Raw genomic sequence first — 21,977 nt, 5'->3', positions numbered from 1 at the left:
CTTGCCCGCCCGTGGTCATGGCACGGGCGGGGCTCTGGCGGCCTTTCCTCCCTGCCCTCCCTGCATTTCCCTGCCCCTCGCGGGAACGAAAGGTTCCCGAATCAAACCCTTGTCTGCACGAACGAGCATCCACCGCCCGGTTCGTAGTAGGCTGACCGGCATGCAATGGCTGCCCCGCATCCTTGTCCTGGCCGTGATGCTGCTCCCGTCCCTCCCGGGCGCGGTCGCCGGCGCTCCGGATGGGGCCACGACAGTGGACATCGGTGTGCTCGCAGTGCGCGAGGCAAGCGCAGCGGAGGCCCGCTGGCAACCGACCGCGGACTACCTGACCGAACGCCTTGGCGAGGATTTCGACGCCCGCTTCCGCATGCGGGCGATGAACTTCCCCGAGCTGGAAGACGCGGTTGCGGGGGAAGAGATCGATTTCGTTCTCACCAATACCGGGCACTACGTCCAGCTGGAATACGCCCACGGCATCAGCCGCCTGACCACACTGATCGCGTCACACGAAGGCGAACCGGTCCGGCTGTTCGGCGGCGTCATCTTCACGCGCGCCGACCGCGACGACATCACCGCGCTGGAGGACATCGCCGGCCAGCACCTGTTTGCGGTACAGGAGGGCTCGCTGGGTGGCTGGCATGCCGGGCACGAGGCCCTGCTGGATGCCGGCGTGGATCCGCGCGAGGATCTCGCCGAACTGACTTTCACCGACATGCCGCATGACCGCGTGGTCGAGGCCGTGCTCGACGGCCGCGCGGACGCCGGCACGGTCCGCACCGGCGTGCTCGACCGCATGGCCGGGGCCGGGGCGTTCGAACCCGGCGAGCTGCGGGTGCTGGAACCGCGCGACACCCCCGGCTTTCCGTTCGAGCACACCACCCGCCTGTTCCCGGAATGGCCGTTCTCGCGCATGGAACATGCCGACGAAGCCCTGGCCAACGCGGTGACCGTGGCCCTGCTGGAAATGCCGGAGGGTCACCCGGCAAGCCGGACCGGCGAATATTTCGGCTGGGCCGCACCGCTGTCCTACGCCCCGGCACATGACCTGCTGGAACGCCTGGGCGCCCCGCCCTACGAACGTAACCCGGCCCTGGACCCGCTGCTCTACTGGCGCGAGAACCCGGCGGTCACCATCGCCTTGCTGCTGGGGCTGCTGGCGCTGATGGCCGCAGCGACCATGCGCTACCACCGGATCAACCGCGACCTCGGGCGCGAGGTGCAGCAGCGCCGCGAGGCCGAGACCCGCCTGCGCCGGCACGAGGCGGAGCTGGCGCATCGCGCCAGCCACGACCCGCTGACCGACCTGCCCAACCGGGTGCTGCTGACCCAGCGCATGCGTTCGGCGATCAACACCAGTGCCGAAGATGGCGGGCGGGTCGCGATCCTGTTCCTGGACCTCGACCGTTTCAAGACCATCAACGACAGCCTCGGCCACCAGGTCGGCGACGAACTCCTGAAGATCCTCGCCGACAGGCTCAAGGATCGGGTACGAGCCAACACCATCGCCCGCCTGGGCGGCGACGAGTTCATCGTCCTGCTGGACGATGTCGAATCGCTGGAGGCCCTCGAGGAGCGGGCCCGGGAGATCCTGGCGGTGATCGCCGAACCCTTCGCGGTGGGCGGGTGGCGCTCGCTGCAGGTCGGAGGCTCGCTGGGGATCACCCTGTTCCCCGATAACGGCGGGTCGCCCGAGGCCCTGATCACCCAGGCGGACGCGGCCATGTACCGCGCCAAGGCCCAGGGCCGCAACACCTACAGCTTCTACAGCGAGGACCTCACCGCCGCCGCCAGCGAGCGCCTGGAGACCGAAAATCATCTGCGCGAGGCCCTGAAGAACGGCCATCTCGAGGTGTTCTACCAGCCGCAGATCGACCTGCGCGAACGCCGCGTGTCCGGGGTCGAGGCGCTGGTACGCTGGCGCGACCCGGACAAGGGGCTGATCTCGCCCGGACGCTTCATCCCGGTGGCCGAAGAAACCGGCCTGATCAGCCCGCTGGGCGAGTTCGTCCTGCGCGAGGCCTGCCGCCAGGTGGTGGAATGGGACCGGCAGGGCCTGCCGGAGCTGTCGCTGGCGGTGAACCTCTCGGCCCACCAGATGAACGACCCCGCACTGGTCGCGCGCGTGCGCGAGGTGCTGGATTCCACCGGGATGGACCCCGGGCGTCTGGTGCTGGAGATGACCGAAACCACCCTGATCCAGGCCGAGGGCTCGCGCGAGGTCCTGCTGCAGCTCAAGGGCCTGGGCGTGGCGCTGGCCATCGACGACTTCGGCACCGGGTATTCCTCGCTGGCCTACCTCAAGCGCTTCAACATCGACTGGCTCAAGATCGACCGGGCCTTCGTCCAGGATCTGCCGCACGACCCCAACGATGCCGAACTGACCGTGACCATCATCAACATGGCCCACAACCTGGGGCTGGAAGTGCAGGCGGAAGGGGTCGAGACCGAAGACCAGCGCAGCTTCCTCAAGACCCGCTACTGCGACGCCTGGCAGGGTTTTCTGTGCAGCCCGCCGGTCCCGGCGGAGGAACTGCCGCAGCTGCTGGAAGACTGCGAGGGCGGGGTGGCCGCCGCCGGCGTCCCGCGCTGAGGGAATCGCCGAGGGACTCGCCGGGGCGCAGGCCGGCGCCGGTCAGCGGGCAAAATCCGCCAGATGCACCGGCTGGCGACGCGGCCCCCAGTCCCCCGGCCGCGCCTCGAACACCCCGGCAACGGCCGCCCCGCAGGCATTGCAGCAGCCATCGGCGGTGAGGTTCCAGTCCGACAGCCGGTACCAGTCGCGACCGATCAACCGCCGGCCACAGGACGGACACCAGGTGCTCTGGCCCTCGCGGTCGTGCACGTTCCCCGTATACACGTGATGCAGCCCCCGCTCGCGAGCGATGTTGCGCGCCCGTTGCAGGGTCTCCGGCGGCGTGCGCGGGTAGTCGGTCATGCGGAAGTCGGGGTGGAACGCGGTGAAGTGCATGGGCACGTCCGGACCCAGGTGCTGATACACCCAGTCGGCCATCGCCACGATCTCGGGATCGCTGTCGTTCTCTCCGGGGATCAGCAGGGTGGTGATCTCGGTCCACACATCGGTCTCGTGCACCAGCCACTCCAGGGTATCCAGCACCGGCTGCAGATGCGCCCCGGTCAGGCGGTGGTAGAAGCGCTCGGTAAACGCCTTGAGATCCACGTTGGCCGCATCCATCGCGGAGAAGAACTCGCCGCGCGCGGCCTCGGTGATGTAGCCCGCGGTGACCGCCACCGTGCGGATCCCGCGCGCACGGCAGGCCGCCGCCACGTCGATCGCGTATTCGTGGAAGATGACCGGGTCGTTGTAGGTGAACGCCACCGAGCGGCATTCCAGCTCCTCGGCCGCCCGCGCGATGGTCTCCGGATCCGCCCGGTCGGCGAGGGTATCGACCTCGCGCGACTTGCTGATGTCCCAGTTCTGGCAGAACTTGCAGGCCAGGTTGCAGCCGGCGGTCCCGAACGACAGCACCGGTGTCCCCGGCAGGAAATGGTTCAACGGCTTCTTCTCGATCGGATCCACGCAATAACCGGAAGAGCGGCCGTAGCTGGTCAGCACGACCTCGTCGTCCAGCCGGGCACGCACGAAACAGGCGCCGCGCTGCCCTTCCTTCAGCTTGCAGAAACGCGGACACAGGTCGCACTGCACACGGCCGTCGTCGAGGGCGTGCCAGTAGCGCGTGGACACCGTGAAGGCGTCGTGCTGCGGAGTGTCGGTCGTACGGCTCATACTCTTGAATGTGGCCCCCGAGGTCCCACAATTCAAGCCATGAGTCCCGATATTGTGGAGCCCGACATGTCCGCCACCGCCGCCATCCGCGAACCCGCCGTCGCCGGGCGCTTCTACCCCGCCGATGCCGCCACCCTGCGGCAGATGGTGGAGGGCTTTCTCGCCGAGGTGGCGTCGCCGGAGGCAGATGCCCCGGCGCCCCGGGCGATCGTCGCCCCGCATGCCGGTTTCCCGTTCTCCGGGCCGGTCGCGGCGGCAGCCTACGCCCGGGTGCGTCCGCTGGCCGGCCGCATCCGGCGGGTGGTCCTGCTCGGGCCCTCGCACCGCGTGCCTTTTCGCGGAATCGCCACCACCGACAGCGCGTACTACCGCAGCCCGCTGGGCGACATCCCCGTGGACCGCGAGGCCGTGGATGCCCTCGCCGGTCTGCCCGGCGTGCAGTGCCTGGACGCCGCCCACGGCCCGGAGCACAGCCTGGAGGCCCAGCTGCCGTTCCTGCAGGTGGCCCTCGAGGACTTCCGCCTGGTCCCGCTGGTCGTCGGCGATGCGTCCCCGGACCAGGTCGAGGCGGTGCTCGACCGGCTGTGGGACGACCCGGAGACCCTGGTGGTGGTGAGCTCGGACCTGTCGCATTTCCACGACGAGGCCACCGCGCAGCGCCTGGATGCGGCGACCCAGCAGGTCATCGAGCGCATGGATGACACCGCGCTGGGGCCGGAAGACGCCTGCGGCTGCCGCCCGCTGGCCGGACTGCTGCGGGCCGCGCGACGCCGCGGACTGGGCATTACCACCCTCGACCGGCGCACCTCGGCGGATACCGCCGGCCCGCGCGACCAGGTGGTGGGTTACGGCGCCTGGGCCCTGCAATGACGGTCCCGTTCGAACCCGATACTCCGGCGCGTGAACGGCTGACCGGACTGGCCCGCGACGCCATCCGCCACGCCGCCGGTGACGGCCCCGCGCCCGAGCTCCTCGCGAAGGCGGAACCCGCGCCCCTGAATGCCCCCGGGGCCAGCTTCGTAACCCTCAAGTGCGGGGGCGAACTGCGTGGCTGCATCGGCTCGCTGGAGGCGCGCCGTCCGCTGGCGGAAGACGTGCTGCACAACGCAGTCGCCGCGGCCACCCGCGACCCGCGCTTCCCGCCACTAACCGCGCCCGAACTGGCAGGACTGGAGTACTCGGTGACCCTGCTGGGGCCGTCCGAGCCACTGGAGGCCACCAGTCGCCACACCCTGCTGGACCGGCTGCGCCCGCGCGAGGACGGGCTGATCCTGCAGGCGGGGCCGCGGCGCGCCACCTTCCTCCCGGCGGTCTGGGAATCCCTGCCCGATGCGGAGGCCTTCGTCGACGCCCTGCTGCGCAAGGCCGGCTTGCCGCGCCATCCGTGGCCCGAGGGCCTGCAGGCCTGGCGCTACGGCTCGCTGGAGTTCCCCGGACGCATGGATACGCGCAATGACTCATAGCGCCCGCGCATGCGATCCAGCAGCACCAGCATCGCCGGGGTGAACAGCAGGGTCAGCGGGGTCGCGAACAGCAGCCCGCCGGCGATCGCCGTTGCCAGCTGGATCCAGAAGCCCGTCACCGGTGCACCGATGTAGAAATCCCGGCCGGCGAAATCCACGGTCCAGCCCAGCACCATCGGCAGCAGGCCGAGGATGGTGGTGATCGCGGTCAAAAGTACCGGCCGCATGCGCTGCGCCGCCGCCCGCAGGGCCGCCTCGTGCGCCGTCAGGCCGCGACCGCGCTGTTCGTTGTAGTTGTCGATCAGCACGATGTTGTTGTTGACCACGATCCCCGCCAGCGCCAGCACGCCGATCCCGCTCATCACGATGCCGAACGGCTCACCCCGCGCCAGCAGCGCCAGCAGAACTCCCGCGGTGGAGAACACGATCGCCGACATCACCAGCAGCGCCTGGGAGAACCGGTTGAACTGGGTGACCATCATCGCCAGCATCAGGAACAGCGACATCGCGAAGGCCCCCAGCAGGAAGCGCGCGGCCTCCTCCTGCTCCTCGGCCTCGCCGCGGAACCGGATTTCCACCGCGTCATCCAGCTCGAGGGTGTCCAGCCGTGCCTGCAGCGCGCGCACCCGTTCGTCCACCAGGTAACCGGGCGCGGCATCCGCCTCGATGGTGTAGGCGCGCTGGCCGTCGAGGCGCTTGATCAGCCCGGTGGCCGGGACCGGCACCAGCTCGGCGAAATTCGCCAGCGGCACCAGCCCGCCCGGCGCCGGCAGGTTGAGATTGGCGAGCTGCTGCAGGTGGCGCTGCTCGGCCGGCAGCCGCAGGCGGATGTCCACCTCCTCGTCGGTGAAATCGGGGCGCCAGCTCCCCAGCAGGATCCCGTCGGTCAGCAGCTGCACGCCGTCCCCCAGCAGCGGCACGTCCACACCGAAACGCGCCGCCTGCTCGCGGTCGAAGCGCACCTCCAGCTCCACCCCGGGCAGCGGCAAGTCGTCGCCGATGTCCTCGAAGCCCCCCAGTTCGTCCATCTGCGCGCGGATCTCGCGGATCACCGGCGGGATGCGCCCGGGCTGCTCGCCGGAGGCGACGATGCGGATCGGCCGGCCCTCGCCCGGGCCGTGTTCCTGCGCCCGGAACTGCAGCCGCAGTCCGGGCAGATCCGCGGTGCGCTCGCGCAATTCGGCGATGACCGCCTCCGCCGGCGGGCGGGTGCGCCAGTGGGTCAGCTCCAGCTGGATGACCCCGACCACGTCCTCCGGATAATCGCCCTGCAGACGCGCGAGCTGGGTCCCGAGGGTGCGGGCATAGGCGTGTTTCACCTCGGGGGAGGCCATCAGGCGACCCTCCACCTGGCGCACCAGCGCGTCCGCCTCGCGCACCGAAAGATCGCCGCGCGCCTGCACCTGGACCTGGACGTTCTCCGGCTCGATCGACGGGAAGAACTCCACCCCGCGACCGAAACTCGCATAGGCGGCGTAGGCGAGGACCAGCAACCCGACCGTGGCCGCCAGGGTCAGCCCCGGCCGGTCCACCAGCGGCCGCAGGATCCGAATGTACCGGGCGGTGATGCCGTGCAGTTCGGCGAAGCGGCCCTCCTCCGCCGCGCGCACGAAACGCGTCTGTTCCGCGTTGATCGGCCGCGACGGGCCGATCACCGAACCCAGCACCGGGATGAACACCAGCGCCATCGCCAGAGAGGCGATCAGGGTCACGATCACCGTGGCCGGCAGATAGACGATGAACTCGCCCACCATCCCCGGCCAGAACAGCATCGGCGCGAACACCGCCAGAGTGGTCGCGATGGCGGCCGTGATCGGCCAGGCCATGCGCTGGGCCGCGGCGCGGAAGGCCTCGACCCGCCCGCGCCCCTCGGCGATATAGCGGTCCGCCAGTTCCACGACCACCACCGCGCCGTCCACCAGCATCCCCACCACCAGGATCAGCGCGAACAGCACGACGATGTTGAGCGTGAAGCCCAGCAGATGAATGGCCAGGATCCCGCCGAGGAAGGCCCCGGGGATCGCCAGCCCCACCAGCAGCGCGGCGCGCGCGCCCATCATCACCAGGATCACCAGGGCCACGATCAGCACCGCGGTGATCACGTTGTTCTCCAGATCACCCAGCAGATCGGCGACGTCCTTCGCCTGATCCTGGGTATACGTCACCTCCAGCGAGTCGGGCCATTCGGCGCGCGAGGCCTCGATGGTCGCGCGCGCGGCCGCCACCACTTCGAGGATATTGGCGTCCGTCTGCTTGCGGATCTCCAGCGACACCGACGGCTGCCCGTCGATGCGGGTGAAGCCCTCCGGATCCCGATAACTGCGGCGCACCTCGGCCACGTCGCGCACGCGCACCACGGTGTCGTTCTCCACCCGCACCGCGGTGTCCAGCACGTCATCGATGTCGTCAATGGTGCCCGGCACCCGCAACGGGATGCGTCCAACCCCGGTGTCCACCGCGCCGGCGGCCACCAGCCGGTTATTGCGTTCGATCGCGCGACTCAGATCGCCGAAGGACAGCTCGTAGGTCTCCAGCACCAGCGGATCGACCAGCACCTCCATCTGCTCCTCGCGATCGCCGCCGATGTCCGCCTCCAGCACGCCCGGCAGCGCCTCCACGCGGTCGCGCAGCTCACGCGCCAGACGCACCAGCGTGCGCTCCTCCAGCGGCCCCGAGAGATTCACCGTCACCACCGGAAACAGCGACAGGTCCACCTCGGACACCGACGGCTCCTCGGCCCCGTCCGGCAGCTCCGGACGAACCAGATCGACCTCCTCGCGCAGATCCGACAGAGCCTGGCGGTTGTCCCAGCCGGGTTCGAAATCGATGCGCAGCAGGGCAAAGCCCTCGCCGGCCCAGGACTGCATCTCGTCCACGCCCGGCAGCCCCTGCAGCTCCCGCTCCAGCGGCTGCACCATCAGGCGCTCGGCATCCTCCGGCGAAACCCCGGGGTAGGGCACGGAGACGAAGAAGATCGGGATGTCGATCTCCGGGGCGGCCTCCTTGGGCGCCACCACCCAGGCCATGGACCCGGTGACCAGGATCAGCAGCAGGAACAGCAGGACCGTCCGGGCATGTGCCACCGCCCAGGCGATCAGCGCATTCACCGCTCGGTCTCCCCGGCCGCCTGCGGACGCACCCGCTCGCCCTCGGTCACGAAGCCCTGCCCCACGGTGATGACCCGGGCCTCGTCCGGAAGACCGGTCACCCACACGCCATCCGCCGCGGTCCGCACGACTTCCACCGGGTGGAAGGCCACCCGATCGGCATCGTCCACGGTCTTCACCCCGACGCGACCGTCATCGCCCAGGGACATGACCGCCGGCGACACGCGATGGGCGCGGACGATGTCGGTGGGGATCTCCACACCGGCGCTGAGGCCCGACGGCAACGCGCCATCGGGATTGGGGACCTCGACCTCGAGGCGGAAGGTGCGGGTGCCCGGCTCGGCCACGCGCGCGACGAAGCGCACCTCGCCCTCCGCGGTGCGCCCGTCGAGGAAGCGGATGCGCGCCGTCTGCCCGCGTTCGACCCGCCCGATCTGGTGCTGCGGCACCTGCACCACCGCCAGCAAAGGGTCGTTGTCGATGATCTCGGCCACCGGGTCACCGCGGCCGACGAAATCCCCCGGTTCCGCCAGCCGCTGATGCACGATACCTGCCAGCGGCGCGCGGATGCGCGTGTTGCGCAGATCCAGCTCGGCCGCCTCACGCGCGGCACGCGCCGCCTCCAGCTCGGCCTCGCGCGCATCCAGCTCGGTGCGCGAGGCGTGCCCCTGCTGATGCAGACGACGGGTCGCCTCGAAGTCGCTCTCGGCGCCGCGTTCGCGCGCAATGGCCTGGCGACGCTGTGCCTCGCGGTCGTCGATGCGCAGACGGGCCAGCAGGTCCTCCGCTACCACCTCGGCCCCCCGTGTCACCGCCCATTCGGCCACCTGCCCGGCGGTCTCGGCGCGCACCCGCACCCGCTGGTCGGGTTCCACCTGTCCCTGCAGGACCAGGATCCGCTCCACCGGTTCGGCCGCCCGGGTTTCCACCGCCACCGCCATCGGCTGCGCCGCACGGGGCTCCGGCTCCGCCGGCGGCTCGCGGGTCAGCACACCCGAGGCGATCCAGGCCACCGCCAGGAGCACGATACCCCCGGCCGCGATCCACCGTCCGTATCCCGCCATCAAGGGTCACCTCTCGCCATGGCCCGCCCGCGTTCGAAATGTCACTATAACCCATCACTATAAACGGGGCGGCCGCCACCTGTCGGCCGGGACCCCGGCAACGGGCCCCGTGCCCGCACGCGACCGAAGCCCGATGACCGAACAACCGGACGAATCCAGCACCGAGATCCGCGAACTCCGGGCCCGCAAGCGCCTGGTGTATGCCCTGGTGCTTGTCGGCGGGATCACGATCACCCTTCTCAGCTGGTGGTTCCGCGGTCCCGACGATCCCTTCCTGACCCGGGTCTATCCGCCGTTCGCGGCTGCCCTCGCCGGGCTGCTGGTGGTGCTGTGGCGGCAATGGCTGACGCTGGAACACATCGAAGGGCTGATGGTACTGGTCGCCTCCGCGCTGATCCTCGGGCGGCTGGCCTGGCACATGCACTTCGCCGCCGGGATCGAGCAGCAACTGATGGTGCTGGTCGGCGGCCACTTCTGGGCCGTGGGACTGCTGGTCGCCGGCGCCTTCGTGATGCTCGACCGGCGCCGCGGGGTGATCGCCGGGCTCGCCATCCTCGGGATCTCGATCCTGCTGACGGTCACCGGGGTCCTGCGGGAATACATGGCAGCCGCCCCGCCCGCGGCCGAGACCCTGATGTACCTGGTGCGCGTACATGTGTTCCTCGGCCTGCTGCTGGCCCTGCTGGCCGCGGTCGCCGGGATGCGCGACCAGCTGCAGCGCGCCCTGCTGCGCGCCGAGATCCTGCACGACTGGGCGACCACCGATCCGCTCACCGGCCTGGCCAACCGCCGCGCCGCCGAGGCCGGTCTGGAACGCGAGATTGCTTATGCGCGCCGCTACGGGCAGCCAATGAGCGTGATCATCGCCGATCTCGACCATTTCAAGGACGTGAACGACACCCACGGCCATGCCAATGGCGATCGGGTGCTGCGCGAGGTCACCGCCCGGCTGCAGGCGCGCGTGCGCGACAGCGACCTGACCGCCCGCTGGGGCGGCGAGGAACTCCTGGTGGTCGCCCTCGGCATCGACCTGCGGGAGGCCACGGCGCTGGCCGAGCGCTGCCGGCGGGCCCTGGCCGAGGAGCCCGTGGCGGGCCTCGGCATCACGGCCACCCTGGGCGTGGCCGAATTCACCCCGGAAGACGACCGCGAATCTCTCCTCGCCCGCGCCGACCGTCAGCTCTACGCCGGCAAGGCCGCGGGCCGCAACCGCGTCGTTCCCCCGCCCGACCCGCTACCGGGCCCGGACTCCGGCACGACCCCGCGCACGACCACCTGAACGCATTCCCGCGAGCGGCGCATGCTGGACGCCGTCCCGTTCGCTATTCGGCGCCGGCCGCGTCGCCTTCGGGCTCTTCGCCGAACCACACCAAGGCATATTCCTCCGACAGTAAGGTCAGTCCTCCAGCATGTAGGCCAGGATCAGTGGCGCGACGATGGTCGCGTCGGAGTGGATATCGAAGCGCGGGGTCCCGGGGCGCAGCTTGCCCCAGGTGATCTTCTCGTCCGGGGGCGCACCGGAATAGCCGCCATAGGTGGTCTCGGCATCGGTGACCTGACAGAAATAGCCCCAGGTCGGGGTATCTTCCAGTCCCAGCTCGCGGGTGATCAGCGGCACCACGCAGATCGCGAAGTCGCCGGGGATCCCGCCGCCGATCTGGAAATAACCGATCCCGGGGGCCGGGTCGCAGTTCTCCAGATACCAGCGCACCAGCCGGTTCATCTGCGCGGTGCCCGGCTCCACGCAGTCATGACGGGCCACGTCGCCGCGCATGACCGCGGCGGAGAAGGCATTGCCGGTGGAGGAATCCTCCCAGCCGGGGGTCCAGATCGGGACCGCGTGTTCCGCAGCCGCCAGCAGCCAGCTGGCCTCGGGCTCGATGAAATGTTCGCGCAGCCACGCATCGTGCAGTACGTCCTGCAGGAAATCGGCGGGCGAGGCCTGGCGCCCGGATCGCGCCGCCGCCTCCCAGCGCCGGATCAGCAGCGATTCTATCGGCTGCATCGCCGTCTCGGGGATCCCGGTGTCCGTCACCCGGCTGACCCCGCGGGCGTACAGTTCGGCCTCGCGCTGCGGCCCCAGGGTGCGCCAGTCCGGCAGGGTCTCGTAGGTGTCGGCGCCGATCAGGCGAAAGGCGTCCTCCTCGAGATTCGCGCCCGTGCAGGCGATCCCGTGGATCAGGCCGGCGCGGATCGCGCGCGCGAGGATGCGACCGAACCCGGCGGTGGACATCGCTCCCGACATCGACAGGAACATGCGCCCGCCGGCGTCGGCGTGGTCGCGCCAGGCGCGCGCGGCGGCGCGCAGCTCGCGGGCGTTGAAATGCCCGTAATGGCGTTCGATGAACTCCGCGACCTGCATCCGCTCAGCCCCCGGCCCCGGCGCCCGAGTAGACGCCGCCCGAGCTGCCCCGCTCGGAGATGGTCTGGCCGAAGCCCCCGCGATCGGAGCGGTTGTTCACCCGGCCGGCGATGGACCCGCCCGGCGCCGGGATGATCGGCATCGGGATCACCCAGGTCTCGGGGTCGCCCAGGGTCATGCGGGCGGTGTCGAAGCCGGCGGTGTAGAGCTCGTGCAGCCAGTTGGCCAGATCGTCCTCGGGCGTGGCGTCGGCGTCCGCGGCCACGTGCACGACCCGCGCGATACCGGCGGAACGCAGGCGCTCCGGCCCGGGGAGGATGGAGTCATCGATGAAATAGCGGTTGTCGTAATCGCCCGCCTCCGGCTCCGCGTGCGTCAGTCGTCGCGCATCGCAGACCCACACCGGCGGCGCGTCCGCGGGCACGCCGCGCGCCCAGCGCGCCGCCACCCGCGGCGCCATGGTCACCATCGCGTTCACGACTTCACGCGAGTCGACCATGATGCGGGGATCCCCCGCGTGCGGCGGCGCGGCCGTGGGTTCCGCGTCCAGCCGGCGTATCATGCCCGCGGGCTCGGAGTTGGCCCGCGGCCAGTGATCAAAGGTCGCGATCAGCTGACAGGTCCCTTCGGCAAACAGCGTCGCCGCCATCTGCACGCTCAGACCGCCCGGCAGGTCCACCACCGTCAGGGTATCCGGACGCAGCCAGTCCCAGGTGCCCGGGGGACGCTCGGCGGCAATCCGCTCGTGCAGCTGCTGCTCGTGTGGCTGCAGCTTGAGGCGATCGATCCCGGCAAACAGCGTCGGGCAGTGATACGGCCGCCACGGCCCCTCCGGATGCGGCCCGTACAGGCGGTACAGCCGTTCATGGTGCATGTAGTCACGCCAGTCTTCGGAGACCGTCTGCCCCTCCACCGGCGGTGCGGCATCGGGGTCTTCGGTGCCGGCCCCCAGCGGGGATGCGAGGCGCTCAAGCAGTTTCAACCATCGTTGGGACATAATTCGCATCGTGCCGGATGACGGGGTGGCGGCTGACCCGGGTGTGATACCCGGCGAATTCGCCGTCCACGAGAAAGACCCCCACCACCGGGTAGCCCATGCCATGGGAAAACCACAGCGGTGCGGGTTCGAAGAATTCCTGCAGGACGAAGCCCTGCGGGTCCTGCAGCGCGGTATCCAGGGCCTCTTCCCAGGCCTGCGCCGACAGCGCGGCGCCGATCCGGATGCCCTCGCCCATGCGTCCGTAGCTGCGTTTCAGCACCCATTCCTCGCGCTCGGCCAGCCAGGCGTCACGCCCCTCCGCCCGGGGATAGCACGAACGGGTGAAGTCACGCGCCAGCGTGGCCAGCGTGTCCTCGGACAGGCCCAGCGCATGTTCGGCCGGGGCCGCGTGAAAGCGCTTGCTCTCCGCCACCACGGCGGTCAGCGGGTTCATGCAGGGCACCTCCTGCGCAACCCTCAGCCACGCCTGCGGGTCGGGCAGCCCGGGGATCCATTCCGCGGGGTAATGCCGGAACAGCGCATCCACCGGCCGATCGAACAGGTGCGGACGACCATCCCGCCACTGCAGATTGGCCGGCGAGCCGATGACCGTCGCATGCCCGGCCGCCTCCAGCCACCGCGCCACCGCGGCGACCTGCTGCAGATCCACCGACCAGGCGGTTGCGTGGACCAGGCCGATACACGGCCACGGCGCCAGCGCGGCAGTGATCGCGGCGGCCAGATCCCCGGCCGGCCGCATCCCGCGCACGCCCGTGGCCGCGGCAACGGTGGCGTCCAGCTCCGCGGTCTCGGCCAGCCCGCCGGGCACGTCCTGGTTGAACTCGCTGATCCGCCAGCATTCGTCGGTGCTCCAGTGGAAGTCGCAGCGCGTCAGCCGCGGTCCGGGCGCGGGCGCCGTGGCCACGACCTCGCACAGTTCGGCCGGCACGCCCACCGCCTCGAGACAGGCAGGCTGCGCGCGCACCGCCTCCTCCATCTCGCACTGTGCCGCCCAGGCGGTCCGCGCACGCCGCACCAGCGCCCGGTGCTCTTCGGCGCCCAGCACCAGAAAATCCGGCAGCACCGTGGGATCACCGGCCTGGTGCATGTCCCACTTGCCCAGCTGCAGCGACAGCCGATCCAGCAGGCGGCTCGCCTGCGGCGGCTCCAGCGGCCAGGGCTCGGTCCTCACCCGCGCAGTCCCAGCAGGGTCGAGACCAGCGGGGCCAGCACGACCCCGCCCAGCGCCAGCAGGATGTAGACCACGCCCTCGCGATCGCGCGACCGGACCGCCGGCACGCCCTCGTCTCCGGTTTGATCACCGGCCTGATTACCGGTATGGAACGGCGCGGGCGGGCGCATCACCTCGTGGCCCAGCACCGGCAGCGCGATCACGCTGAAGCCGATCAGCGCATCACCGAATCCGCGATAGTCGCCGTGCACCGCGTAGGTCAGAGTGATGGCGCAGGCGATCATGAAATAGGCGGCCGCCTTCGCATCCTCCATGTTGCGGTCACGCACCACGCGGCGGTAGAAGTCGGTCTTCTCCCGCCGGATCCACAGCCCCAGCGTGACGACCAGGATCAGCCAGCCCATGCCGAAGAACCACGGGGTGATCCACCAGCCATCCTCGTAGCCCGGCAGGACCTCGAAAATCCAGCCGTACTCCAGCCCGCCGGCCTCCAGATCGCCCCAGCTCGCGCCGCCGAAGATCATCCCGGTCGCCAGCACGAACGCACCGAGGAAGACCCCGGCGGCGAGATTGCCACGCTCGAACACGTCCACCTGCAGGCGCGGGCCGAACAGCTGCCCGGCCACCTGGCCGAAGACTTTGATCGCGGCGAACGCCATCAGGGCGTAGAGCACGAACCAGAACCCCTGGATGGTCGGGTCGGCGTGATGCACCAGCACCCACAGGCACCAGGAAAAACCGAGGATGATCCCGAGACGCACCGCGCCGATCGCCGCATTGCCCCGCCGATACAACGGGTGCAGGCGCGAGGCACGGTTCCAGAGCAGGCCAAAGAAGGAAATGACCAGCGCCATCCCGAACACCACACCGGTGTCCGGCCAGAAGATGTCGGCCTCATAAAAAAAGACCGCGGACAGGGCGCCGACCCACACCCCGATCATCAGGGGCCCGACCATCTTCTGCAACAGATAGACTTTATGATCCGTGTACATCTCGCGCCCCATCCGGAAACACGCCCAGCGGCTGGGCCAGACAATGAAAGGCACCGCCCAGATGCACCAGCGCGCGGGCATCCAGCCCCACCGGCCGGTGGCCCGGCAGGCAGTCGGCCAGCACTCCCAGCGCGACCGCATCCTCGGGCACGCCGAACTGCGGCACGATCACGCGCCCGGGGGCGATGTAGAAATTGGCGTAACTCGCCGGCAGGCATTCATCATCGGGACCCTGCACCACGGGGGCCGGCAGACTCACGACCTCGGGCGGGCCGGTCACCAGGTCCAGCGCGCTCAGACGCCGATGCATGTCCTCCAGCATCGCCGCGTCCGGATGCGCCCCGTCCGCCGAACGCATCGACACGATGCGATCCGGGGCCACGAAACGGGCCAGGTTGTCGATATGACCGTCGGTATCATCCCCGCTCAGGCCACGCGGCAGCCAGTGCACACGCCGCACGCCCAGGGTCGTGCGCAGGGCCCGTTCCATCTCCGGCATGTCGGGATTGTCACGCGCGGGCGCGCCCAGCACCGATTCGGTGGTCAGCAGATCTCCAGCCCCGCTGGATTCCAGGGCCCCGCCCTCCAGCGTCAGCGGCAGACGCTCGCGCCGCTGCCCCCAGCGACGCGCCAGCAGCAGCGGGACCAGCGCATCCAGTTCGCAGGGGTGCTTGTTGCCCCAGCCGTTGAAGCCACCGTCGACCAGCAACATCCGTGAACCCTCGCGGACCCACAGGGGACCGGCATCGCGCATCCAGATATCGTTGACCGGCAGCGGCTCCAGCCGCAGCGAGATCCCGTCCTCGCCCCCCAGCAGCGCAGCCGCATCTTCGCGTTCCTCGGGCGATACCAGCACGCAGACGGGTTCCACCTGGCGCAACTCGGCGACCAGCGCGCGAAAGGCCGCCAGCACGCCGGCGTACTGCCCGCGCCAGGCCTGCTCGGCCGACGGCCAGGCCAGCAGCGTTCCGGCCCGCGGTTCCCACTCCGCAGGGAACCGCCGCGCGGCGCACCCGCAACGCTCGGCGTCATCCGCTTCCGTGGGCAGCACTGCCCGCATCGCCTCTCCCCCTGTTCCCCCTGTCGACAGCCCGAAAGGGCATGCCGTCGACGCGGGATCATGCCACAGCGTCGTGTGTCCCTCTACCGGGCCCCTCCACCGGGAGGTCGCCACCCGGGTTACACTGCGGCGAACTGTCACCACAACCGCGGGCAAGGGGCCGGAATCATCATGTGGCTGAGGGTCACCACCGAACTCGAGATGAACCTGCAGGTGGCCAGCCCGATGCTGCTGCTTCTGCGGCCGCACAGCGACGCCCACCAATGGGTGGCCAGCGACCGCTACCGGGTCACCCCCGACATCCACGTCGCCGAATACACCGACCGTCACGGCAACCTGTGCCAGCGGCTGATGGCGCCCGCCGGCCCCTTCGCGGTGCACGTCAGCGCGGATGTCCGGATCCGCCCGGAGGATATCGACGTCACCGACGCCCCGTTCGTGCCGGTGGAACAACTGCCCGACGAGGTCCTGGTCTATCTCCTGCCCAGCCGCTTCTGCGAAGCGGACCGGCTGGGCGCCCGGGCATGGGAGATCGTGGACGGGCGACGGCCCGGCCACGAGCAGGTGACCGCGATCTCGCGCTGGATCCATGAGCACATCCGCTACTGCCCGGAAACCGACCCGGCACCGATCTCCGCCAGCGAGGTGCTGAACCGGGGCAGTGGCGTCTGCCGCGATCTGGCCCATCTCGGCATGGCGCTCTGCCGCAGCCTCAGCATCCCCGCGCGGCTGACCGTGGGCTACGTGCACGGGCTGGAACCGATGGACCTGCACGCCTGGTTCGAGGCCTGGGTCGGCGGACGCTGGCACACCTTCGACCCGACCCAGGCGCAGCCGGGCAACGGCCGGGTGCGCCTGGCCTACGGCCGCGATGCCGCCGATGTCCCGCTTTATCACCTGTTCGGGCCACCGGCGATCCCCACTCGCATGGAGGTATCGGTGGAGCCCCTGACACCGGCCGACTGACCCGGGCGCCGGTGGCCGGAACCAGCCTCGGGAACCGGCTCAGGAACCGGCGGGTTTCTTCTTGCTCTCGGACTTCGAAGCATTCACCGCGCGCTTGAAGCTCCAGTTCCGCAGTTCGCGGATCTGCTCGACCATGGTCTTCGACAGCGGCACCGTGTTGATGGCCGCGCGGATGATGTCCTTCTGGTTGAAGGCGCGGTCTTCGCGATAGGCCTCGATGCGCGCCGAACGCACAACCTGCTCGATCTCGGCCCCGCTCCATTCCTTGGTGGTGGCGGTCAGATACCCCAGGTCGAACTGGCCCGGATCGCCGCCATGGCGGCGGATGTGCAGCTCCAGGATCTCGCGGCGCTCGTCGGCATTGGGCAGATCCAGGAAGAACAGCTGGTCAAAGCGCCCCTTGCGCATCAGCTCCGCCGGCATCAGCTCGATGCGGTTGGCGGTGGCCGCCACGAACACCCTGGGCGATTTCTCCTGCAGCCAGGTCAGGAAGCTGGAGAAGATGTTCACGTTGCCGCCGCTGCCGGTGGAATCGAAGCCGAAGGCGTTCTCCAGCTCGTCGATCCACAGTACCACCGGCGCGATCTCGTCGGCGATGCGCGTCGCCCGGGCAAACGCGTATTCCGGCGTACCGAAGCTGCCCGAAAGCACCAGGCTCATGTCCAGCCGCGCCAGCGGCAGGTCCCAGGCCGCCGCGATGGCCTTGGCCGCCATGCTCTTGCCGCAGCCGGAGACCCCCATGAACAGCACGCCAGCGGGCAGCGGGACGCCGTCCTCGTAGGCCTTCTCCGAGAACAGCTCGGCTCGCGTGGTGACCCACTCCTTGAGCACGCCCAGGCCGCCGATATCCTCCAGCGACCGCTGCGGAGGATAGAACTGCAGCACGCTCTCCTTGCGCAGGATTTGCCCCTTCTCCTCCTGCACCTCGCGCAGCAGGGTATCCTCGTCCACGTCCTGCATGCGCATCAGCCGCGCGGCAAGATGACCCGCCTCGTTGAGCGACAGCCCGCGCATGCCCGCGGCCAGGCGGAACAGTCGTTCGCGCGGGAAGGCCTCGGCTCCGCGGCGCCCCTCGAGAAATTCCAGCAGCTCTTCCTCGTCGGGCAGATCCACCTCGACCAGGAAGAGCTCTTTCTTGACGATGTCCGGCAGATGCAGCTGCGGGCAGCTGACGAACACGACGTTGCTGGTCCCCTTCAGCTCGTAGTAGAGATCGCGCAGGCCACGCACCAGTCCCGGGCGTTCGTCGAACCAGACCGGCAGGTCCTTGAACAGGGTCATGCGCGGCGGATCGCGATGCCCGGCGATGCGCGCTAGCGCCGCCTCGGGATCGTGCACCGCGGCGTCGACCTCCACCGCGGCATCGGAACCTGCCTGCTCCGGTGCCGCAAAGCCGCGCGCCGCCGACCAGACCTGCAGTCGGCCATCTTCGCCGTAGTACTTGCGCGCTACCTGCTGCAGCAGGCGCTCGATGCGGTCCTCGTCCCAGCCCTGCAGATAGATGATCGGATAGCGTGAGCGCAGCCCGCGCAGGACTCGGTCCACCGTCGGGTTTCGCTTCGCCGCCATGCCCCCTCCTGATTCCGGAAATGGGCCCCAGTATAGACCTGCCCGCAGGCCTGCCGGATACCCGCTGGCGCCGCCGCGGGTTTGACCGCCCCCCAGTGGTTGTGGTTGTTTTCACCCAACAGATGAAGGGGGCCAGCATGGTCGACCGCAGCCTGACCGGGCACGAAATCATTCTCGAACCGCATGACACGATCCAGTCCCGTACGGATACCCGCGGGGTCATCGATCTGGCCAACAACACCATGATCCGTATCTCGCAGTACAGCCGCGAGGAACTGATCGGCGCCCCCCACAGCATCCTGCGCCACCCGCACAAGCCGCGCGCCGCCTTCTACGCGATGTGGCAGATCATCCAGGGCGGCGACGAGTTCTTCGGCTTCGTCAACAACCGCGCGAAGAATGGCGACAATTACTGGGTGTTCACGCGCGTCGCGCCGCGACTGGCGGCCAGCGGCGAGATCACCGGCTACAGCTCGGTACGCATCCGCCCCAAACGCGAGGCCGTCGAGGAATGGTCGAAGATCTATGCCGACATCCTCGCCGTGGAACAGAAATATCCCAGGGAAGAACAGGTCCAGGCCGGCTATCAGGCGATCCAGAAGGCCATGCGCAAGCGCGGTTTCCGGCACCTGACCGACTGGGTCATGAAATCCGTATAGCGCGGGGGTATGTTGCAGCACGGACGCCGCCGGCGTAACGTTTGAGTCCGTGAGAACAACGTTTTCGAGGCCTCGATCCATGCACGCCATCCAGGAAGATCCCCGGCAACAGGAACGCGAGCTGCGCGCCCGGCGCCGTTCGCTCAACCTGCTGGTGGCAGCCACCGCCGCGGTGCTGGCGTTCTGGGCCCCGCCGGGCTACGACTCCCCTGTGGCCACGGTGACCCAGGCGGAGTGGTCTCAACTGGACTGGCCGGGCAGCGAAGCGCCGGGTTCGGCCGAGGTCACGGAATTCCGCCCGCAGCTCCCGCCGCCGGGCGTGGATGCCGATCAGGTCACCATGGAAGAGAGCGACGACACCATGGTGCTGACCCTGGATCGCGAGCTGGAGCGCACCTCCGGCGACCTGCGCTCGCGTGACCGCGTCGAGCGCACACCCGCCGACTGATCTTCCTCTCCGCAAGCCCGGATGAGGCCCCGAGGCGTTCGCCTGCCCGTCCTTCGGCTGCTGCCGGCGCTGTGCCTGCTGTTGCTGACGGCCGGCATGACCGGGTCGGGAACGGCCCTTGCCGATTCCCCGGCCGCCACCACCGTCACCGCCGGGGGTGAGCCCGTCCCGGTGCAGCGCTACCCTGCCGAACACGGTCCCGTCCTGCTGTGGTTTCCCTCCGAGCATGGCCTGCAGGACGAGCACCGCCAACAGGCCCTGGCCCTGCAGGCACGCGGCGTCGAAGTCTGGCTGGCGGATCCGTTCACCGGGCATTTCCTGCCGGAGGCCGCCTCGTCGTTCGACGACATGCCGCTGGCCACCGTCCCGGATCTGCTGGACGCCGCACGCGAGGAGACCGAACGCCCGGTGTTCGTCTTCGCCAGCGACCGCGCCTGGCCCTGGCTCCTCACCGGGCTGCACCAGTGGCAGCAGGCGAACCCCGGCTCGGAAGATCTCGCCGGCGTGCTGATGCTCAGCCCGTTCCTGCATACCGGGGCGGACGCCGCCGAGCCCGAGCTCCAGCCGATCGTCCACTACAGCAACCTGCCGGTCTTTATCCTGCAGCCCGTACAGTCTCCGCAGTTCCAGCACCTGGGCCGCGTGCGCGCGGCGCTGGCCGATGCCGGCAGTTCCGTGGGCGTGAGGCTGCTCCCCGAGCTGCGCGACCGCTATTTCTTCCGGCCGGACGCCACCGCCGGCGAACGCCTCGCACGCGAGGCACTGCCGGGCGAACTGCTGCGCGGCATGGACCTGCTGGCCCGCACGCCCTCGGCACGCGAGCCGCGCGTGCCCGCGGCGGATGTCGATCTCGCGGTGCGCACCCCGTCGGGCACCGACGCCCGCCTGAATCCGGTGGAAGAGCAACCGGACGCGCCGGAACTGATCCGTCCCGATCTGGCCGGTGAGGAACACGACCTGCGCGACTACCGCGGCGAGGTCATTCTCATCAACTTCTGGGCCAGCTGGTGCCCGCCCTGCGTGCACGAGATGCCATCGATGCAGCGCCTGGAAGACGAACTGCGCGACGAGGGCTTTCGCATCCTCGCGGTGAACCTGGGCGAACCGGAAGACACCATCCGCGCATTCATCGAGGACGAGGTGCAGACCGACTTCACCATCCTGCTCGACCCGCAGCAGGAATCGCTGGAAGACTGGCGCGCCCTGGCCTTCCCCACGAGCTACGTGATCGACCGCGAGGGGCGTGTGCGCTACGCCCTGTACGGGGCCATCGAATGGATGGAGCCCGGAGTCATCGAACAGATCCGCGGCCTGCTGGAGGAGTAGCCGGCAAACGCCGGGCGCGAACGTGCACATTGATCGGCGTTTCCCTAGGATACGGGCACCACAATGGAAGCGAGGACGATCATGACGGAAAACACCGAGGGACGACTCCCCAACCTGCCCGTACCCCTGTTCGCAACCGTGATGGGCATGGCGGGCCTGACCCTGGCCTGGCGCACCGGCGAAATCGTCTGGGACGGCCCGTCCACGATCAGTGCGGCACTGACCGGACTGACCACGGTGCTGTTCATCTTCCTCGCGATCGCCTACCTGTCGAAGCTGCAGGGCTGGCCGCAGAAGGTGAAGGAGGAGTTCAACCATCCGGTGAAGCTCAACTTCTTCGCCGCCACCTCGATCTCGGTAATCCTGCTGTCCATGCTGTGGCTGCCGGTGGCCGAAGGCGCGGCCCTGGCCCTGTGGATCGTCGGCATCATTGGCCATCTGCTGCTGACACTGGTCGCGATGGCGCGCTGGACCGGCGCCCAGCCGATGCTGATCGAGTCGATCAACCCGGCCTGGTTCATTCCGGTGGTGGGGAACATCCTGATCCCGCTGCCCGGCGTGGCCTTCGGCCTGATCGAGCTGTCGTGGTTCTTCTTCAGCATCGGCCTGGTGTTCTGGATCGTGCTGATGACGCTGGTGTTCTATCGCTTCATCTTCCACGATCCGCTGCCCGAGCGCATGATGCCGACCCTGGCCATCCTGCTGGCACCCCCGGCGGTGGGCTTTCTCGCGTGGATCGAACTGACCGGCGAGGTGGACGCCTTCGCGCGCATCCTCTACTACACCGGCGCGTTCCTGTTCCTGCTCCTGCTGGTGCGGCTGCCGGCGTTCTTCCGCCTGCCCTTCTTCCTCTCCTGGTGGGCCTATTCGTTCCCGGTCGCGGCGTTCAGCATTGCCACCATGGAATTCGGCAGGCATGCGGCCCTGCCGCTGATGGAAACCCTGGGCGTGATCCTGCTGGCCCTGACCACCATCCTGATCGTCGGCCTGGCGCTGCGCACACTGAAGGCGGCCCGCGCCGGAGAGATCTGCCGCCCCGAGTAGG

18 protein-coding genes are annotated in these 21,977 nt (G+C 69.4%); 9 read left to right on the top strand and 9 right to left on the bottom strand.

Annotated elements, in window-relative coordinates; genetic code table 11:
• The first annotated feature begins 160 nt into the window (after positions 1-160).
• Positions 161-2,590, top strand: a complete 2,430-nt coding sequence (locus tag F573_RS0109090) for an EAL domain-containing protein (RefSeq protein WP_019022323.1) — start codon at positions 161-163, stop codon at positions 2,588-2,590.
• A gap of 42 nt (positions 2,591-2,632) precedes the next feature.
• Here F573_RS0109090 and amrS read toward each other — a convergent pair whose 3' ends face one another.
• Positions 2,633-3,745: an AmmeMemoRadiSam system radical SAM enzyme gene (gene amrS, locus F573_RS0109085; protein ID WP_019022322.1), complete on the bottom strand. Its 1,113-nt coding sequence runs from the start codon at positions 3,743-3,745 to the stop codon at positions 2,633-2,635.
• Positions 3,746-3,811: 66 nt separating this feature from the next.
• Here amrS and amrB point away from each other — a divergent pair, with 66 nt between their 5' ends.
• Together amrB and amrA are read left to right on the top strand one after the other, a co-directional pair.
• Entirely contained in the window at positions 3,812-4,615 is an 804-nt protein-coding gene (gene amrB / locus F573_RS0109080; RefSeq protein ID WP_026300872.1) for an AmmeMemoRadiSam system protein B, read from the top strand.
• Positions 4,612-5,208, top strand: coding sequence for an AmmeMemoRadiSam system protein A (gene amrA, locus F573_RS0109075; RefSeq protein WP_019022320.1), 597 nt, complete (start codon positions 4,612-4,614; stop codon positions 5,206-5,208). The genes amrB and amrA overlap by 4 nt, the downstream gene beginning before the upstream one ends.
• On the opposite strand, the gene F573_RS0109070 is transcribed toward amrA, so the two are convergent.
• Both F573_RS0109070 and F573_RS0109065 read right to left on the bottom strand, forming a co-directional pair.
• Positions 5,157-8,315 (bottom strand): efflux RND transporter permease subunit, encoded by a 3,159-nt coding sequence (locus F573_RS0109070; RefSeq protein ID WP_019022319.1) that lies wholly within the window; start codon positions 8,313-8,315, stop codon positions 5,157-5,159. The two genes, amrA and F573_RS0109070, sit on opposite strands and share 52 nt — an antisense overlap.
• Positions 8,312-9,379 (bottom strand): efflux RND transporter periplasmic adaptor subunit, encoded by a 1,068-nt coding sequence (locus tag F573_RS0109065; protein ID WP_019022318.1) that lies wholly within the window; start codon positions 9,377-9,379, stop codon positions 8,312-8,314. Before F573_RS0109065 ends, F573_RS0109070 begins: the two co-directional genes overlap by 4 nt.
• Positions 9,380-9,512: 133 nt before the next feature.
• Between F573_RS0109065 and F573_RS0109060 the strand changes: the two genes are divergently transcribed.
• Positions 9,513-10,658, top strand: a complete 1,146-nt coding sequence (locus F573_RS0109060; RefSeq protein WP_019022317.1) for a diguanylate cyclase — start codon at positions 9,513-9,515, stop codon at positions 10,656-10,658.
• 117 nt (positions 10,659-10,775) lie between these two features.
• On the opposite strand, the gene F573_RS0109055 is transcribed toward F573_RS0109060, so the two are convergent.
• From F573_RS0109055 to F573_RS0109035, 5 genes are read right to left on the bottom strand one after another with little or no spacing between them, the layout of a single operon-like run.
• Positions 10,776-11,741, bottom strand: a complete 966-nt coding sequence (locus tag F573_RS0109055; RefSeq protein ID WP_019022316.1) for a deoxyhypusine synthase family protein — start codon at positions 11,739-11,741, stop codon at positions 10,776-10,778.
• 4 nt (positions 11,742-11,745) lie between these two features.
• Complete coding sequence (locus F573_RS0109050) at positions 11,746-12,723, bottom strand: hypothetical protein (RefSeq protein WP_019022315.1); 978 nt, start codon at positions 12,721-12,723, stop codon at positions 11,746-11,748.
• Complete coding sequence (locus F573_RS0109045) at positions 12,710-13,912, bottom strand: glutathionylspermidine synthase family protein (RefSeq protein WP_019022314.1); 1,203 nt, start codon at positions 13,910-13,912, stop codon at positions 12,710-12,712. Before F573_RS0109045 ends, F573_RS0109050 begins: the two co-directional genes overlap by 14 nt.
• Complete coding sequence (locus tag F573_RS0109040; protein WP_019022313.1) at positions 13,909-14,904, bottom strand: hypothetical protein; 996 nt, start codon at positions 14,902-14,904, stop codon at positions 13,909-13,911. Before F573_RS0109040 ends, F573_RS0109045 begins: the two co-directional genes overlap by 4 nt.
• Positions 14,888-15,964, bottom strand: coding sequence for an agmatine deiminase family protein (locus F573_RS0109035; protein WP_019022312.1), 1,077 nt, complete (start codon positions 15,962-15,964; stop codon positions 14,888-14,890). Before F573_RS0109035 ends, F573_RS0109040 begins: the two co-directional genes overlap by 17 nt.
• 171 nt (positions 15,965-16,135) lie before the next feature.
• Here F573_RS0109035 and F573_RS0109030 point away from each other — a divergent pair, with 171 nt between their 5' ends.
• Positions 16,136-16,930: a transglutaminase family protein gene (locus F573_RS0109030; protein ID WP_019022311.1), complete on the top strand. Its 795-nt coding sequence runs from the start codon at positions 16,136-16,138 to the stop codon at positions 16,928-16,930.
• A 39-nt stretch (positions 16,931-16,969) separates the two neighbouring features.
• On the opposite strand, the gene F573_RS0109025 is transcribed toward F573_RS0109030, so the two are convergent.
• Positions 16,970-18,499 (bottom strand): AAA family ATPase, encoded by a 1,530-nt coding sequence (locus F573_RS0109025; RefSeq protein WP_019022310.1) that lies wholly within the window; start codon positions 18,497-18,499, stop codon positions 16,970-16,972.
• Between the two features lie 137 nt (positions 18,500-18,636).
• On the opposite strand from F573_RS0109025, the gene F573_RS0109020 reads away from it, so the two are divergent.
• The 4 genes from F573_RS0109020 to F573_RS0109005 all read left to right on the top strand — a co-directional run bounded on the left by F573_RS0109020 (position 18,637) and on the right by F573_RS0109005 (position 21,976).
• A complete protein-coding gene (locus F573_RS0109020) occupies positions 18,637-19,158 on the top strand; it encodes a PAS domain-containing protein (RefSeq protein WP_019022309.1) in 522 nt (173 codons plus the stop codon).
• 79 nt (positions 19,159-19,237) lie between these two features.
• Complete coding sequence (locus F573_RS0109015; protein WP_019022308.1) at positions 19,238-19,606, top strand: hypothetical protein; 369 nt, start codon at positions 19,238-19,240, stop codon at positions 19,604-19,606.
• A gap of 21 nt (positions 19,607-19,627) precedes the next feature.
• Positions 19,628-20,932, top strand: a complete 1,305-nt coding sequence (locus F573_RS0109010; protein WP_019022307.1) for a peroxiredoxin — start codon at positions 19,628-19,630, stop codon at positions 20,930-20,932.
• 81 nt (positions 20,933-21,013) lie between these two features.
• Positions 21,014-21,976 carry an SLAC1 anion channel family protein gene (locus F573_RS0109005; protein WP_019022306.1) on the top strand — a complete coding sequence of 321 codons (963 nt, stop codon included), beginning with the start codon at positions 21,014-21,016 and terminating at the stop codon, positions 21,974-21,976.
• The last annotated feature ends 1 nt before the right edge of the window (position 21,977 follow it).

It is taken from the genome of Thioalkalivibrio sp. ALE23, assembly GCF_000378545.1.
Taxonomy (GTDB): Bacteria; Pseudomonadota; Gammaproteobacteria; order Ectothiorhodospirales; family Ectothiorhodospiraceae; genus Thioalkalivibrio.
This window is presented reverse-complemented; position numbering and strand designations above follow the sequence as displayed.